Source organism: Changchengzhania lutea (assembly GCF_006974145.1).
GTDB lineage: Bacteria > Bacteroidota > Bacteroidia > Flavobacteriales > Flavobacteriaceae > Changchengzhania > Changchengzhania lutea.
Map to the genome: position 1 here is coordinate 849,280 of NZ_CP039456.1, position 18,274 is coordinate 867,553.

Annotated in this window: 10 protein-coding genes; 9 read left to right on the plus strand and 1 reads right to left on the minus strand. The window is 35.0% G+C overall.

The annotated features are described in order from the left end of the window. The first annotated feature begins 309 nt into the window (after positions 1-309). The 6 genes from FAF07_RS04045 (at position 310) to FAF07_RS18960 (ending at position 9,177) form a co-directional block, all read left to right on the plus strand. Positions 310-2,004: a POTRA domain-containing protein gene (locus FAF07_RS04045; protein WP_142783900.1), complete on the plus strand. Its 1,695-nt coding sequence runs from the start codon at positions 310-312 to the stop codon at positions 2,002-2,004. A 107-nt stretch (positions 2,005-2,111) separates the two neighbouring features. Then, positions 2,112-5,258: a SusC/RagA family TonB-linked outer membrane protein gene (locus FAF07_RS04050; RefSeq protein WP_185956512.1), complete on the plus strand. Its 3,147-nt coding sequence runs from the start codon at positions 2,112-2,114 to the stop codon at positions 5,256-5,258. An 11-nt stretch (positions 5,259-5,269) separates the two neighbouring features. Continuing rightward, the gene (locus FAF07_RS04055) at positions 5,270-6,751 is read left to right on the plus strand and encodes a SusD/RagB family nutrient-binding outer membrane lipoprotein (protein ID WP_185956513.1); all 1,482 of its coding nucleotides are present in this window, start codon (positions 5,270-5,272) and stop codon (positions 6,749-6,751) included. 71 nt (positions 6,752-6,822) lie between these two features. Beyond that, positions 6,823-7,689: a hypothetical protein gene (locus FAF07_RS04060; RefSeq protein WP_142783903.1), complete on the plus strand. Its 867-nt coding sequence runs from the start codon at positions 6,823-6,825 to the stop codon at positions 7,687-7,689. Positions 7,690-7,713: 24 nt separating this feature from the next. Further along, complete coding sequence (locus FAF07_RS04065) at positions 7,714-8,967, plus strand: hypothetical protein (protein ID WP_142783904.1); 1,254 nt, start codon at positions 7,714-7,716, stop codon at positions 8,965-8,967. An 87-nt stretch (positions 8,968-9,054) separates the two neighbouring features. After that, complete coding sequence (locus FAF07_RS18960; RefSeq protein ID WP_262710941.1) at positions 9,055-9,177, plus strand: hypothetical protein; 123 nt, start codon at positions 9,055-9,057, stop codon at positions 9,175-9,177. A 286-nt stretch (positions 9,178-9,463) separates the two neighbouring features. On the opposite strand, the gene FAF07_RS04070 is transcribed toward FAF07_RS18960, so the two are convergent. After that, entirely contained in the window at positions 9,464-11,047 is a 1,584-nt protein-coding gene (locus FAF07_RS04070) for an IS1634 family transposase (RefSeq protein ID WP_142783905.1), read from the minus strand. A gap of 565 nt (positions 11,048-11,612) precedes the next feature. Between FAF07_RS04070 and FAF07_RS04075 the strand changes: the two genes are divergently transcribed. From FAF07_RS04075 to FAF07_RS04085, 3 genes are all read left to right on the plus strand, one after another. After that, on the plus strand, positions 11,613-14,762 hold the full coding sequence (locus tag FAF07_RS04075) for a SusC/RagA family TonB-linked outer membrane protein (RefSeq protein ID WP_142783906.1): 3,150 nt from the start codon (positions 11,613-11,615) through the stop codon (positions 14,760-14,762). Between the two features lie 11 nt (positions 14,763-14,773). Further along, positions 14,774-16,207 carry a RagB/SusD family nutrient uptake outer membrane protein gene (locus FAF07_RS04080; RefSeq protein ID WP_185956514.1) on the plus strand — a complete coding sequence of 478 codons (1,434 nt, stop codon included), beginning with the start codon at positions 14,774-14,776 and terminating at the stop codon, positions 16,205-16,207. 92 nt (positions 16,208-16,299) lie between these two features. Then, complete coding sequence (locus FAF07_RS04085; RefSeq protein WP_142783908.1) at positions 16,300-18,264, plus strand: S8 family serine peptidase; 1,965 nt, start codon at positions 16,300-16,302, stop codon at positions 18,262-18,264. Positions 18,265-18,274: the final 10 nt, after the last annotated feature.

The following is an 18,274-nucleotide window of genomic DNA, read 5'->3' on the forward strand; positions in this document are numbered from 1 at the left end:
TAATTTTCATATAATAATCATTTTTTTTTAAAGGCATCCATAATGCTATGATAAGCAGCATGCCGAAATACTAGATGCGGCTTACTATTTAAAGTAGATTTTAGCCTATTTCTAAAAATATAAAATCATATTAACACCAAATTCTGTTGTGATTTCAAGAGAAATTAAAAATTATTTTATAACACATAATTATATGCTGTTAAATTCCGTTAGATTTACACTCATATCGAGTAGACAGTGTTCAGTTGCAGTAATCGGTCAGGTAAAAATAAACATTTGGAATATAATTCATAAACAGTGCTTTTAAACGTGCAAAAAACTTCTTTTTTATTCCTTATTATATATGGTCTGTTTTCATTAAGTGGTGGGTGCCAGAATTTAATACTTCAAATAGAACCAAAAATAGAAACGGACAGCATTGTTATTACTGCTTTAAACTATAAAACCAAGCATAGCAATTACGACTCCATGCTCTCGGAGATAGATTCGATTCAGAACACATTATATAAGCAAGGCTTTATAGAAAATGAATTTGAGGCACTCAAAAGAATTAACGATTCCACCTTTTTTACGGTATTGGATGTAAAACAAAAATATGAGACTATTCATATTTATTATGACAACTCAATCATAGATGCTTCCATTCTAAATCAAGTTTCAACTGAGGTAAACATCAATTATTTTGAACTGCCTTTTAAGGCCGTCGAAAAAGCCTTGCAATTCATTAATTCAAAAATTTCAGGGACTGGATTCCCTTTTTCAAAACTCCGTCTAGGAAATATTGAAATAATTGAAGACATGAAATTGAGAGCCAACCTTATTATTATATTTGATAGCAATAAAAGGCAGATTGACAACATTGTAATTAAAGGATACAAAAAATTCCCTCAGGCTTACCTAAAACACTTTTTAAAAATTAAGCGGTCTCAAGTTTTTGATTTAAAAAAAATAAAAGAAAAAACCGAAAGACTGAGCAATTTAAAATTTGCCAACCAAATTAAAAGTCCGGAAGTGCTTTTTACCAAGGACTCTACCACACTCTACATGTATCTTGAAAAGGCAAAAAGCAACTCGTTTGACGGATTTTTAGGATTTGGCACCAATGAAGACTCCAATAAAATTGAGTTTGATGGCTATTTGAATTTAAATTTAACCAATAATTTAAATTTTGGTGAAACCTTTAGGCTCTTATACAAAAGTGATGAGAATGACCAAACTACTTTTGAAGGCACCTTAAGTTTACCTTATTTATTCAACTCACCAATTGGTGCAGATTTACAATTACGCATTTTTAGAAAAGACTCTTCATTTTCAACCGTAAATCAATCTGCAAAACTCCATTACCAATTAAATTCTAAAAACAAAATATACGGGGGCATCACATCTACTGAATCCAGTAATCTTTTAAATGAAAATACATCCATAAACATTCTAGATTACAAATCTAATTATGCCACGCTTGCCTATCAATTTTTGAATTTTGACCCCTACAATCTATTATTTCCTTTAAAATCGTCTATATATATAGAAAGCAACTTCGGAAATCGAAAACAGTCAAGTTTATCTGAAAAACAAACTCTGCTTGAACTTGATGCTTTTAAAATTTTTAATTTGAATGAACAAAACAGCATATACCTAAGAATTAATGGAGCGATGTTAAATTCTACGAATTATTTAGAGAATGAGTTAATTCGGTTTGGAGGCATAAATTCTATAAGAGGTTTTGAAGAAAATAGTTTATATGCATCGCAGTATGGGCTAGTAAACTCGGAATATCGATACCAATTAAATTCGTCCATCTATATTCACTCTATAATTGATTTTGCTTATTTTGAAAATGCCATCGCTAATATTAAAGAAAAACTTTTCGGCTATGGTTTTGGTTTCGGAATCCTTACAAAATCCGGATTGTTAAAGTTCAACTATGCCAACGGCAAAATTGAAAACCAGAAGTTTAAACTTTCCAATTCTAAAATACATCTTAGTTTAATAGCTGATTTTTAGCATTTACCCATTGAATTCCTTAATAAAATGAAAACTTTAACCATTATTTATTGTTTTATTAACTTTTTATTATGATTTTTGAATTGACTAATTCAAATAATTATAAAATGAAAACAAAGTTTAGTGGAATTCTAACGCTACTACTAGCGTTTGTTGTGCAACTAACGTTTGCACAAGAAAAACAAATTTCGGGTACAGTCTCAGACGGTGCAGGTTTACCGCTTCCGGGAGCTACCGTCTTGATTAAAGGCACTAGTTCTGGAACCTCAACAGATTTCGATGGTAAATATTCTATTACAGCTAATCAAGGGGCGACTCTTGTTTTTAGTTTTGTAGGATATACTACAAAAGAAATTGCGGTAGGTGCCTCAAACACAATTAATGTTACTATGCAAGAGGATGCTCAGGCTTTAGAGGAAGTTGTAGTAACTGCTTTGGGTATTAAAAGGCAAAAGAAAACCCTTACCTATCAAGCAGAAAAAGTAAGCAGTCAAGAACTCGTTCAGGTAAGCCCTACTAGAGCGGCCAGTGCACTGGCAGGTAAAGTTGCAGGTCTGCAAATTAACGTTCAAAGTAACGGTGTAAACCCAACTACTCAAGTGCTCTTAAGAGGGATGCGCTCAATCACTTCAAATAATAGTGCCTTAATTGTTATTGATGGTTCTATTGCTTCTCAAGGGGCGTTTGACGATTTAAACCCAAATGATATTGAAAGCATGAATGTCCTAAAAGGCGCTACAGCTGCTGCTCTTTACGGTTCTTCAGCCGGTAATGGTGCAATTATAATTAATACTAAACAAGGAAAAGCTGGTGACGGTTTTAGAGTTGGTGTATCTACAGCAGCAACTTTTGAAAATGTTGCCTGGATGCCTGAATTTCAATCTGAATACGGAAGTGGATTGAATGGTATTTATGACCCTATTGAAAACTTAAACTGGGGGCCACGTTTTGATGGTCAATTACGTCAAATTGGTCCTACTATGGGTCCAAATGATCCATTACCTACACAAATTGTTCCTTATGCTCCTATAAAAGACAACTTATTAAAGTTTTATAATACGGGTACAACTTTCCAAAACACGGTGTATTTTAGTGGTGGTGGCGACGATTCTTCTTTCTATGTATCTGTTGGAGATCAAAAAACTAAAGGTATTATTCCAGATGACTCTTATAAAAGAAACACATTTAAAGTCAATGCTTCTAAAAAACTTGGTAAATTAACTTTAAGTTTAGCTTCCAATTATTTAAGAGATGAAACAAATGTTGTTGGTAATCGTGGTGGTGACCAAGACAGACCTTTATATTGGTTTATATTAAACCAAACTAATAATACGCCAGTAGCGGAATATTCGGACTGGGATAACCCAAATAGTTATGGGTATGCTGATAACTATTCTAATGCTTATTACCAAAACCCGTATTGGGTTGTGGGAACTACCAGAGATATTGATCAGACAAGTAGGCTAACAGCTAATATTACGGCATCTTACGAAATTTTCGATTGGATGAACTTTACAACGCGTATAGGTATTAATACTGGCAACGGATTTGGGAAAGAATGGAGAGCAAGACAAGAGTATAGTAACCGTCTGCAACCTGCAGCAGGTACCGTACCTTCTTTTGTAACAGATACTGAAAATAGTTTTACTTCGTATACTACAGATGCCTTATTATCATCTGATTTCGAATTTGGTGAAGATTTCCAATTGAAATCTATTTTAGGTGCTACGAATACAACAAACTACACAAAAAATAGTATTATAGCTGTAAATAACTTGAGTATCCCTGATTTTTATGATATTTCTAATGGTACTGGACAACCTGTTGTAACTGCTAACGAAACTTCTAAAAGAACCTATGGTTTCTTTGCCGATTTAAACTTTGGTTGGAGAGATTTCCTGTTTTTAAATCTTTCTGGTAGATATGATTTCACATCTACATTACCAGCTGCAGATAATAGTTACTTTTATCCTGCCGCAGGTCTTTCGTTTGTAGTAAGTGATGCTTTCCCAGATTTAAAAGATGGGGCTTTATCATTTTTAAAACTTACGGCAAGTAACTCTACCGTTTACAACGATTTAGGTGCTTATCAAACCAATGAAACATTTTTCCAAGGAACTGGTTTTCCATTTGGTTCTGTTAATGGGTTTGAAGTGGCTCGTACTGCAGTTGATTCTGGACTTACAAAAGAAAAAATTAATACCACAGAGTTTGGTTTAAACTTGGCATTCTTTAACAATCGTTTAACCTTTGATGGCGCCTATTTTGAGACAACATCTACCGACTTAATTACAAGCACGACGCCGTCTGTAGCTTCGAATGCTAATTTGTTATTAACGAATATTGGTGAACTAAAAAGTTCTGGATATGAGTTAACATTAGGAGGTACCATTTTACAAACTGATGACTTTTCTTGGGATATGAATATTAATTATACCCATAATGAGCAAAAAGTAACAAAAATTAAGGAAGGTGTTGATGAAATTAAATTATACTCAACAAACGTTCTTGACGAGGTTGGCATATTCGCGGTAGTTGGAGAACCATTCCCAACATTAAAAGCGTCGTCATACGTTAGAGATCCCCAAGGAAGAATAGTTATTAATCCAGTAGATGGTAACCCAATACAAGGTGATGTAAAAAGTCATGGGCAGGTAACTCCTGACTATATTATTGGTCTAAACTCTTCTATTAATTATAAAGGGTTTCGCTTATCAACAACTATGGATTACAGAACGGGCCATGTTTATTATGAACAAGGAACTGACGCTATGGAATTTACAGGTAGGGGAACTCACACTGTACAAGCAAACAGACAAGATTTTGTAATACCGAATACAGTATATGAAACGGCTGCAGGTTCTGGTGTTTTTGTAGAAAACACATCTATTCCTATTACAGGTGGTGATATGACTTACTGGCAAAATGTATATAACAACATAAAGGAAAATTATATTAAAGATGCCACGGCATTTAAAATTAGAGAAGTATCTTTAACTTACGAGCTTCCTAGTAAATATTTAGAGAACTCTCTTGTTCATTCTTTAAGATTTGGATTTATAGGTAGAAACTTATTTACGTGGTTACCATCAGAAAGCAAGTTCGCTGATCCTGAGTTTCAAAATTTGGTATCACGGGCTACAACCGCCTCAGGAACTCGAAATGCGGTTCCTGCAAATGCCATTGGAATTGGTGGTTTTATTCAAGGCCCTCCAACAAAATCGGTTGGATTTAGTGTTAATATAGAATTTTAAAAAAAATGAAAATGAAAAATATATTAAAAACAATCAATATTCTAGTTGTTGTATTACTGCTAGCATCTTGTAGTGACAGTTTTTTGGATGTCAATGAAGACCCAAATAATCCTATAGCGGTTACCCCTGACCTTATCTTACCGACTGGATTAAACTTTAGTAACATCATAGAAGAGCGATCTCGAGGTATGAACCATTTAGGTAACCTGTTTATGTACAGCTGGAGTCAATCTAATGGTTTTTCTTGGTATCCTGATGAATTTCAATATCTAGTTAATTCAACATTTTACACACGTATTTTTGATTATACGTATAGGAGTCCACTTAAGCAATACGCAGCATTAATTAATTTAGAGGGTGCAGAAAATGGTTATTATCAAGCTATTGGTAAAATAATGGCAGCGCTTCATTTTCAACAGTTAGTTGATTGCTATGGAGATGTCCCTTATACGGAAGCTTTACAAAGAGGTGGCAATGCCACTCCTGCGTATGACGATGCTCAAGCTGTTTATGAAGGGATCATGAATGATTTATCTGATGCCATTACTTTAATTAATGCTACATCAAATTCTGTAGTTGGAGCTATTGTACCTGGCATTGATGATGGTGTTTTTGGTGGCGATATGGACAAGTGGAAAACATTTGCAAATACTGTTAAATTAAGAATACTAGTGCGTCAGTCAGACATGGCTGGAAGAGATGCCTATATTCAAGATGAGTTTGCTAAAATCGCCGCTTCGGGTGCTGGTTATATGAATTCTGATGTTACTATAAATATTGGATATGCTCAAAACGCAAATCAGCAAAATAGAAAATGGGAAGACATGAGTCAAGATGTTTCTGGTACTGAAACGCTTACTTATAAGGCTACTTGCGCAACACCTTATGCTTTAGATAGGCTAATAAGTACAAATGATGGTAGACTAGACTTTATTTTCGAAAGACCAGCTACTGGCCATTTAGGCGTACCACAAGGCCTTGTAGATTATGGAGGTACGCAATTTCTTACTCCGGAATTGGTGTCAAACGTTGGCCCTGGGATTTATAAAGGTCCTACTCAAGATGGGGTTCTTTATACTGCTGCAGAGTCTTATTTTAATAGAGCCGAAGCTGCTGTTAAAGGATTTATTTCTAGCGACCCTAAAGCCATGTATGAAGCTGGAATTCAAGCCTCTTTTGACTATCTAGGTGCAGGTGATGCCAGTGGGTATTACGGCCAGGATATTACAACAGTTGGTTGGGATAATTCTTCAAACAAAATTGAAGCCATTATGATTCAGAAATGGGTAGCTCTTATGGGTATTAACGCACTTCAATCTTGGTTTGATTATACTAGAACAGGGTATCCATCAGATCTTCCTGTATCTTTACAAGCAACAACTCCAGATAGACCAGTTAGACTGTTTTATCCATCGAGTGAAGTAACGTCTAATGCAGATAATTTACCAACACAGCCAGATGCTTTTACAGCAAAACCATTTTGGGCTAATTAAAAAAAAACGATATGAAAAATTATATTAAATATTTATCAATTTTATGTGTCTCATTACTGTTTACTTCATGTTTGGTAGACGATGGTGACACAGTAGACATCGAATACGGTCTTGGACCCAATTTAGTTGGTTTCCTAAATCCAAGCGTTAACGCATCTGTTGCTGCAGATGGGAATACGAATGACATTTTAATGACTGTGACCTTCGCAGGTCCAACAGCTTCTGAGTTTACTGGAGATTTCGACGTAACGATTAGTGTAGACCCTTCTTCTACGGCAGTAGCGGGTACACATTATGAGCTTAGTTCGAGTACTTTAACGTTGTCAAAAGACACTAATTATATTGCAAATTTACCTTTAACAATTCTTACTGAAGGCATCGATCCTCCATTAGATGCAAATCCAGTGCTAACTTTAGTTATTACTGAAATATCTGATGGATCAATTGTTCCTAATGGTAAAACTTCTTCTATTGATATTACAATAGAATATTTATGTTTCTCTAATATTACAGGTAAATATCGTGCTTTAGAAGGCAAATATTTTAGAATTGGCGTTGAAAGTAGCTTGTCTACACCAGATGCATGGCCAGATGAAACAGAGATTATATTTCTTTGTGGAAATACCTATAGAGTTCTTGAATATTTTGGACCTGAAGCTTTTAATGGTAATGAATGGTATTTTAACATAGATGAATCAGGTACTATTACGTATCCAGCAACAACTCCTACCGGAGACCCTCAAATGGGTAATGGACAACCCTTTATTTCGTGTGCAACAGACCCAGGTAATATGACAAATGTTCCGTGTGGTGCAAGTAGTACAAATTATGTAGAGATTGATGGAGATGAGATAAGATTATATATGACTTATGGCTATTTAACTCCTGGTTCTGGTCCTAGAGAATTTTTTCATGTTCTGGAGAAAATTGTAGACTAATTTTAAATTTAAAAAATAGAAAAAATGAAAAAAATGAAATATATTTTAAGCTCTACAATCTTAACGCTTTTTCTTTTTGGATGTGATGTTCAAGAGGCAAAGCAAGATAGTTCGCCAATTGGAAGTACCGAGGGTTATTCAATTCCATCATTCACCTTGACTTCTGAGGGTTCAACCAATGAGGGAGACGAAACAGTTTATACATATACGGTTACTCTAGATAAACCAATTACGAAGAATGTAAACTTGGCTTTTGAAATACTTGATGGTACTACGGCTACAGAACATGAGGATTTCGATTTTGTTAGTGGTACGCTTAGGGCCTATGAAACTACAACCACTTTGCAAATTATAATTTATAATGATGATGAAGTAGAAGATACTGAAATTTTGAATGTTACAGTAGTACCTGGGCCAGATTTAGAAACTGCTTATATTCTAAACCCTATATCGGTGTACCCAGAGTTAAGCATTACTATAGATAATTTTACTTCTGGTGATCTTAATATTGGAATGGAATGGGATGCAGATAATGGTTCTGGAGCTTCTCCAACAGAATTAGCAGATTTAATATTATTAATTACAGATGCCGTTAGCCCTTATACTACTGTAATTGGTAGTGCAGATGGAGGTTCTTTTGAAACTTACACTATGACTTCTGATACGCCTGATGGCGATTACTTTGTTATAGCTGACGTATATGCACTTGATGACTCCGATTTTGATATGGATATAACGGTAACTTTTGATCAAGGAGGAGTTGTTCAAGGAGCCGCGATTGAATTTCCTGCAGCGATGAACTCAAGAATCCTTTGTGATGAATATGTTGTTCTAGCCAAAGTTACAAAATCTGGAGAAACTTATTCTTGGACTTCTGAAAATGCAACTCTGACTAATGAACCAGCCAATGATAGTGCTGCTCCATATATAGGAACTTCAACTGTCTTACTTGATGCTTGGGCAGATTATGCTAATGGAGCCTCTGTTGAAATTGAAGCAGGAACAAGTGCCAATGAATTTTGGATAAGAAATTATACCAACCCTGCGATTACAAACACTGACACTGCATACCTGATTGTAACGATTGACGATGTTTGTGGTAATGTAACAGTAATGTCGAATGAAGACTATGATTATGGTTGTCCTACAGGAGTCGTTACAGGTTCAGGTACAGTTGATCTAAATAGTAAAACAATTGATATAACCAATACATTTGCTCTTGGTGCCGCTTGTGGAGGAGATTATCCTGGTCAACGATTTGTACTTCGATTACCGTAATTTAATTTCTATATAAAAAGAAAATTTGCGTGATGTAAAACTAAAACCACTCTATTAAAAGAGTGGTTTTTTTATACCTTTATCCCAATGGAAAACCAAACACAAATATTCGGCATTAGAGCAATTATTGAAGCTATTAATGTTGGAGAAACTACAGATAAGTTATTTCTACAAAAAGGAGAAAGAGGTGAGTTATTTAGTGAATTATAATCTTTATTAAATAGAAAATCAATCAACAAGTCTTACGTTCCTGTTGAAAAGTTGAATAGACTCACTTCAAAAAATCACAAAGGCGCCGTTGCCCAAATTTCGCCAATAGAGTTTTATAATAAAGAGCATCTTCTACTAAACGTTCTCCAATCTAGTAAAGTATACTGTATTCCATTTGATTTGTCATACACATCACATAACTTTGTGGCAATTCTTTGCGCCGTTGACCACACAAGCATCAATGGTATTGTTATCTTTCCTGTTTTGTGACTTGAGGCACCCAAGATCAAAATTTCATAATTTCAAGAATCTTAGTTTTGCTTTCAGATAGTTGTAGCAGTTTAGATTTGACTTCCTTTGACCGTGGAAGTGCATAGGTTAATTGTTGTATATCGTTGATTTCTAAAATTGCTTTTTCGATAGAGATGCCTGTTTTATTTAGACATAGTCTTCTTTCAAGTTCCTTGTATAGTGTGTAAGCCATGAAGCATATGCATATGTGGGCCTTTATACGACCATTTTTTCTGTGATATATTGGTCTTGCCCGTAGGTCTGATTTCGATATTCTAAATGCTTTTTCCACAGTCCATAAATTAGCATAAGCCTTTATTACTTCTTTAGGGTCTAAGTCCGTGTTGGTGTTGTATCCTTTCAGCCCATCCCATTTACTATCCGCTTTATATCTATCATAATCAATTTCAACCTTTGTGTCCCCTTCTAGTTTGAGATACTTATTGTAGCCCCGGTTATTGATACTTTCCTTTGTTAGCTTTCCCGTGGCTACCTTCTTCTTCAGTTTTGTTAGACCTCGTTTCCTATTAAACTCATCTTTTCGCTGCCGTTTGGTGCTGAATGAGACTACTAAGCGTCCTTTACTTGTTATAAAATCGTGAGGCTTGGTTTCTGGGATGTTCGCTTCTAATATCAAGTTTCTGATATCTTCTTTTTCACTTTTTACCCGACCGCCTAAAATATATCGAAAACCTTCTTCTTCAAGTTTCTCAATGTTCTTTTTTGAAAGTAAGGCAGCATCTGCAACGACTATGGGTTTTGCTATCGCGTAGCGTTTACATATCTGTTCAATGGCAGGTACCAGTGTTTTAGTCTCAGCTGTATTACCTTCAAAAACTTGATAAGCAATCGGGTAACCGTTCGTACTCACCAAAAGACCAATCATGATTTGAGGGTGCTGGTGTTTACCGTCTTTGGAATACCCTATCTTTCTTAACTGATCTTCTTTGTCTGTTTCAAAGTACAATGTGGTCATGTCGTAGAATACTAGACCGATCTGATTGTTCAATATTTTCTTGGTGTAGTTAAATGTGATGCCCTGTATTATATTGATGACAGGTTCAGTAAGCTTGTCCATGTACCTATAAATTGCATGCACTCCCACATCAACCTTTGCATGTCGATGCAGGTACTCTACAGTACGCAACTTGCTACCGGGCATGACAAGGCGGCTGATGACAAGTGCTTTTAGATACTCTGTATCCTTAAGAGAACTTTCATAGCCCACAGTGTTGAACAACGAACCGAAAACCAAATCCGGTCCTATCAACTGGATATTTTCATTGTATAAAGAGGAAACAAATGCATCAATTGTAAGATCTTCCGATTCAATGAATAATGAAGGTTGTTGGCTTAGCTTGTCTATCTCAAAATTAGCAATCCGTTTAAGCAAATCTACCTCTTGGGATGTCCGTCCGACTCCAACAGTTTGCAATATCTTATTTCTTCTCCCCTCTTTTTTAAGAATCTGAATACTAAACGAGCCACTTTTATTCTTTTTCTGACGTACAAACATGTCATAAATATACACATTTGAACGGGCGAGGCACCCATAACAATCATTTGAAAATTGTAACATAACTCATTGTTAGATAGTTACAACTTATTAATTTGGATGGTCACAAAACAGGTGGAGAAACTACAGATAAGTTATTTCTACAAAAAGGAGAAAGAGGTGAGTTATTTAGTGAATTATAATCTTTATTAAATAGAAAATCAATCAACAAGTCTTACGTTCCTGTTGAAAAGTTGAATAGACTCACTTCAAAAAATCACAAAGGCGCCGTTGCCCAAATTTCGCCAATAGAGTTTTATAATAAAGAGCATCTTCTACTAAACGTTCTCCAATCTAGTAAAGTATACTGTATTCCATTTGATTTGTCATACACATCACATAACTTTGTGGCAATTCTTTGCGCCGTTGACCACACAAGCATCAATGGTATTGTTATCTTTCAATTTGAAATTTGTTAGAATAATAATTATTTATAGTCATATAATGTGTGTATATATTATTCTAAAAGAGCAAACATTCCATTAATTCATTAAAATATTCATCTTTTTCTTGAATTTTAACCATTTATTATTGCTTAATTAACTTTTTATTATGATTTTTGGCATTGACTAATTCAAATAATTATAAAATGAAAACAAAGTTTAGTGGAATTCTAACGCTATTACTAGCGTTTGTTGTGCAACTCACGTTTGCACAAGAAAAGACAATTTCTGGTACGGTAATAGACAATTATGGTCTACCCCTTCCTGGAGCGACTGTCTTAATTAAAGGTACTTCCTCTGGTACATCTTCAGATTTCGATGGTAAATATTCAATCAAAGCTAGTCAAGGGGCAACCCTAGTATTCAGTTTTGTAGGGTACGCGAATAAACAAGTAGCTGTGGGAAATTCAAATACAATAGATGTAGTTATGGTCGAAGATACCTCTGCTCTTGAAGAAGTTGTTGTTGTAGCTTATGGTACACAAACCAAACAGTCTATTGTAGGTTCTGTGGGTATAGTAACAAGTGAAGTTATTGAGAACCAACAGGTAACTTCTCCATTAAGAGCTCTTCAAGGTGCTGTCCCTGGGGTCAATTTACTTACTGCTGGTGGCCAACCTGGAAACAACCCCACAATAAGAATTAGAGGTTTTTCAAGTTTAAATGCTGATGCATCTCCACTAATTGTTTTAGATGGTGCTCCATTTAATGGAAACTTGAACACTATAAGTCAAGACCAAATTGAATCCTTGTCTGTATTAAAAGATGCTTCATCTACATCGCTTTATGGTTCTCGTGGTGCTAATGGTGTTATTCTTATTACAACAAAAAAGGGTAAAAGAAATTCTGCTCCAAGAGTTACTGTTAGATCTCAAGTAGGTTTTTCTAACCCAACGGTTGGAGTGCATGACTTATTAAGTACAGATGATCAATTTAAATTGACATGGGAAGCACAGAGAAATGAAAACCAATATAATCTAGGACAGTCTCCTACTGAGGCTGCTGAGAATGCTTCTGCAGGACTTGTTGATTATTTTGGTTACAACCCTTATAATGTTGCTAGACCTGTTGATGTTAATGGTAATTTAACAACTGCCAACAAGTTATGGGACACGAATTGGGAAGATGAAATCTTAAAAAGAGACTATTTGAGAACTAATCATAACATAAGTCTTTCAGGTGGTGATGAAAAAACCACTTACTTTATGGGCATGGACTATTTAAACGAAGAAGGACCAGTAATTCGTTCTAATTTTGAAAGAGTTGCTGCAAGACTTAATATAGAGTCTCAAGTTAACGACTGGCTTAAAGTTGGTTTCAATACGAGTTTTTCAAGATCTAATTCAGGAAATCCAGATCAGACCAGTGGAAGTACAACACAAGCAATCTCATGGATATATGGTGTTTCTAGTGCATATCCTATTTTTGCAAGAGATGCAAACGGTAGACTTTCATTGGATGTAGCTGGGCAACCTCAATATGATTTAGGAAATGGAGCAAATGCTGGACAATCAGTAAATAGTGTTAGACCGTCTAGAGGTGGTCAAAATGTTTTGGCTGAACTTTATTTAGGTAGAGAAAATAGAAGACGTACAAGTTATTTGGGTAATCTTTTTGCCGAAATTCAATTATTAGAGGGACTGAAGTTTAGAACAAATTTCAGTTATGAAAATTATCTTTTTGATTCCTTTAGTTTTGATGATGATTTATTGAGTTTTGCTTCGAACGTAGGTGGTCGTGTAGATCAAGATAGAGATATTACTACTACTGTTAACGCTATTCAATCTTTAAACTACCAAAAAGGTTTTGGCAGTCATAATATTTCTGTTGATTTGATTACAGAAGCCTACACTTTTGAGTTTGATAATTTAGGTGCTCAGGGTACTGGCTTCCTTCCAAATGTTAGTGTTTTAGATGGTGCAACTGCTCCAGAATCAGTTACTGGTAATGTGGTTTCAGAAAGAATTAATAGTTACTTGGGTAGGTTAGCCTATAATTTTAATCAAAAATATTTTATTGAAGGTTCTTACAGACGTGATGGTTCTACCAGATTTAGTGAAGACACACGTTGGGGTGATTTCTTCTCAGTTGGTGCCAGTTGGGTGGTTACAAATGAATCCTTCTTATCTGATAGTAACACCTTAAACTATTTAAAGTTTAGAGGGTCTTATGGAGAACTGGGGAATAACCGCATTTTTTTATCTGGCTCAAACCCTCTTGTTCAAGATTATTTCCCATACCAATCTATTTTTAACTTAGGCTGGAACAACGAAGGTAACACAGGTATTTTACTTGCAGGTGTTGCTGACCCTAATATTAGTTGGGAAAGAACTGAATCTTTAAATATTGGTGTTGATTTTGAGTTGTTTAATGGTGTTATATCTGGTACTGTAGATTACTACTCTAAAGAATCTGTTGACTTAATATATGACAAACCGATTCCTTCATCAACTGGTGTTAGTGAAATCACAACAAATATTGGTGCTATTAAAAACTACGGATGGGAAGTTGCTTTAAATTCAAAAAATGTTAGTACAGACGATTTTACTTGGACTACTGGGATTAATTTCTCTTTAGATAATAATGAAATTACAGAGTTAACTCAAGATGAATTTGTTAATGGGTCTAAATTATGGAAAGTAGGTAATTCTATTTTCGATTGGTACATCCGCGAATGGGCTGGTGTTGACCCTGCTGATGGTTTTGGTATGTGGTATCAAGATGTTTTAGATGTAGATGGTGAAGTTACAGGTAGAGTTACTACTAAAGATTACGACACAGCTACCCGTTACGAAACAGGTTCTTCTTCATTGCCAGATATTATTGGTGGTTTTACAAACTTTATCAAATATAAACAATTTGATTTAAGTATCCTTATGAACTTTAGTTTTGGTGGTACTTTATTGGACACGGATTATTCTGGTCTTATCAATCAATTCTCAAATCCTGGTGTTGCTCATCATGCTGATACTCAAAACAGATGGCAACAACCTGGAGATATAACTGATTATCCATTATTACTTACTGGTAATAATAACCATGCATCACGTTCAACTCGATTCTTATTCGATAATGATTATGTGCGTTTGAAGAGTTTAACTTTTGGATATAACTTACCAAGTTCTGTGACAGATAGAATTGGATTATCCAGTTTCCGTTTATTCATACAAGCTGATAATATTTTCACTTGGCAATCACATAAGGGTATTGACCCAGAACAAGCGTTTAATGGTTTAACTAATAACAGATCACCACTTTCTAAGACCATTACGACCGGTGCTATCGTACAATTTTAAAAAAAATGAAAATGAAAAATAACTTAATTAAAAACAAGATTTTACTTCTATTTGCAGCACTTATGCTTTTAAATAGTTGTTCAGAAGAGTTCCTTCAGGAACCTAAAAACACAAATGGTGTAACTGCAGATGTTGTATTTTCGGATAGATCAATTGTAGAATCCTATATAACAGGTATTCTTAGAAACTTTAGAAGCCAGTATTCTACTGTGGATACAGGTGGTTTATATGCCTTATATTTTGCAAGAAGTATAAAAGGAAATGATCTTATTCAAGCACCAAGTTGGTATCGTTTTGATTATGGGCATGAAAATAGAGAGCCTAACTTTAGACGTACCATTTTTAACTGGGACTACAATTATGACCAAGTAAATCAGGCAAATGTACTTATTCAAGGTGTAGCACAAAGTGGATTAGATGATGCATCAAAAAAAGAATTTATTGCTATTGGTAAAGTATTGAGAGCGTTTCATTATTTTCAGTTAGCTTTAGAGTTTGCACCTAATTTAAACACAAATCCGTCAATTGCTCGATTACCAATTTATACTGAACCAGCTACTGGTGCTTCGGAAGGTAATCCACCAAGTCCTACTAGCGAAGTTTATGCATTAATTTTAAAAGATTTAAAAGAAGCTATTCCAAACATATCAAATAATCGTTTAGGTAAAAGCTATATTAATAAGGCTGTAGCTAATGGTATTCTAGCGAGAGTCTTATCTGTTACCCAAGATGATTGGAGTGGTTTAGCCGCTGCTGCAAAAGCTGCTTATGGTGGTGATGCTGCCTCTGCCGTTGTTTCAAGTAATTGGGGATCTGGTTTTGATGATTTGTCTGATCAAGACTGGCTCTGGGGAATGTATCAAGATTCTAACGAAACAAATTTTTTCTACGCAGCACCGCATGTTATGATTGATCATTTAGTATTGTCGTATCAAGCGACATATGTAAATAGAAACTTCGTGAATTTGTTCTCTGATACAGATGTAAGAAATCTGTTTTTTGATATCTATGGTGTTTCCGAAACTACTCCTTACAGAGAGTTTGTCACTACCAAATTTGACTTTACATTTGAAGCTGATTTACCAATAATGAGAAAATCTGAAATGGTACTTCTTGATGCCGAAGCACAATACCACTCTGGAGCTATGGGATCTGCAATAGATCTTTTATTTACGCTTCAAAGTAATAGAGATCCGAGTGCAATAAGAACAACTAGTTCTGGTCAACCACTTCTTGATGAAATATTACTAGAAAGACGTAAAGAACTTTATGCTGAAATTGGAGTTGAATGGTTTGATGCTAAAAGATACAGTTTACCTATTAATAGAGATCCTGAGCATAGAGTTGTTATAAATGTTCCTGCGGATAGTGAACTATTTTTCTTAAAGATTCCAGAAAAAGAGATTGATGCAAATCCAAATTTCGATGCAAGCATTAATAATTAATAACAATGTTTTTCACTAAAACTAAGCATAGTATGCAACGCCTTAGTAATAAGGCGTTGCATACTTATGTGATTTTTTAACCCATAATTTATATGAAGAAGAAAAACATTATATTAACTCTTACCATACTCTTTAGTCTTTACATGTCCGCGCAAACAAAAGCGGAACGTGAAAAGATTATGGCATCTTACGATATGGATAAAATTGAAAATCTCAAGTTTATTCTAAACGAAAAATTTTTAGCAAAGGAAAAGCGAGTTTCGGCTTACTTGAATGCAAATAATACCACAAAGCGTAAGATAAAAATTGGAGATAAGAGTTACGTCATTTATGACATTAGAAATGGAAAACCTGTATACAGGACCACTTACAATATTAATAGTGCGAAAGGTACAAGAACTGATAAACTACATAACGGAGGAAGTTTAGGTCTAAACCTAGAAGGCCAAAACATGTCTATAGGTGTTTGGGATGAAGAAAGTGCGTTAGGCACTCATGATGAGCTTAAGGATGACCAAGCAGTACCTCAATCTCGGGTAATTTATCCAGAGTTTAATGGAGGTCCTTTTGTTGGTACAACTAGTGATCATGCTACGCACGTTGCTGGTACTCTAATAGCAAAAGGTTTTGATTCTGACGCTAAAGGCATGGCTCCGAAAGCCATTTTAAGATCTTTTGATTGGAATAGTGATGATACTGAGGCACTTACCGAAGCTGGAAATGGATTATTATTATCTAACCATTCTTATGGTATCCCTTTACCTGAATCAGATGCTTCTGTAGTTGCTGCTAATATTGGTGCATATCTAACAGATGCAAGAGCTTGGGATCAAGTGGCATATGCAGCACCGTTCTATTTGCCAGTGAAATCAGCTGGTAATAGTGGGGAAAGTAAATTTGACTATCCAGAACAACTAGCTCCTGGATATGATAAATTAACCGGCAATAAAACTGCAAAAAATGCACTAATTGTTGCCAATGCTAATCCTTTTCTATTAACAAATGGATCTTTTATTTTAAATATTAATCCTAGTAGCAGTCAGGGTCCAACTGATGATTTCAGAGTAAAACCTGATATAGCCGGAGATGGTAGTGATTTACTTTCTTGTGTTTCGAATGTCCCAACAAGAACTGATCCTGCACCTCCAAGACCAGGTGAAAAATATGATATTTATTCTGGTACATCCATGGCATCTCCAAATGTTTCTGGTTCCTTATTATTGCTTCAACAGTATTATAACCAGTTAAATTCTAATTACATGAGAGCTGCAACCTTAAAGGGTTTAGTTTGCCATACGGCTGTTGACGATTCAAGAACAGGTCCAGATCCTATATACGGGTGGGGATTTTTAGATGCTGAAAAATCTGCAAACGTAATAACTAATGCAAATACTAACGCTGCGGTTATTTCTGAATTATCTATCGCAGACGGAGGGACTTATACTTTTCAATTCTCTGTTGCTGCGGGAAGTAAATTACAAGCCACTATATGTTGGACAGATCCTGCTGGTACAGCATCTTCCAGTCCAGGAAATGTATTATCACCTAGATTGGTAAACGACTTAGATTTAAGACTTGAAGACTCAAATAGTACTATCTTTACACCTTGGAAATTGGATAATTCAAATGTTACATCACCAGCAATTAAAGGAGATAACAATGTTGATAACATTGAAAGAATTGACATTAGCAGTCCAGTTGCGGGTAACTATACCATAACTGTTTCACATAAAGGAGTTTTAACTAATGGTTCACAAGCTTTTTCTTTAATTGTTACTGGAGGAAGTTTAACTCTTAGTAATGAAAAGAACCTTTTTGCTGAATCTAAAATATGGCCAATTCCAGCTACCGATAAACTTAATATTGATTTTAAAGTTTTACCTGAAAATTCTAGAGTTTCACTTTATAACATAAATGGAAGTTTGGTTTTTGGAGATTTTACGAAGACTCAAAAATCGGGTTACAGTATTAATACATCAAAATTCGCAAAAGGTATTTATTTTTTAAATATCTCAAGTGGAAATTCAAAATTCACAAAAAAAATTATATTAAAATAAATTAAACAAC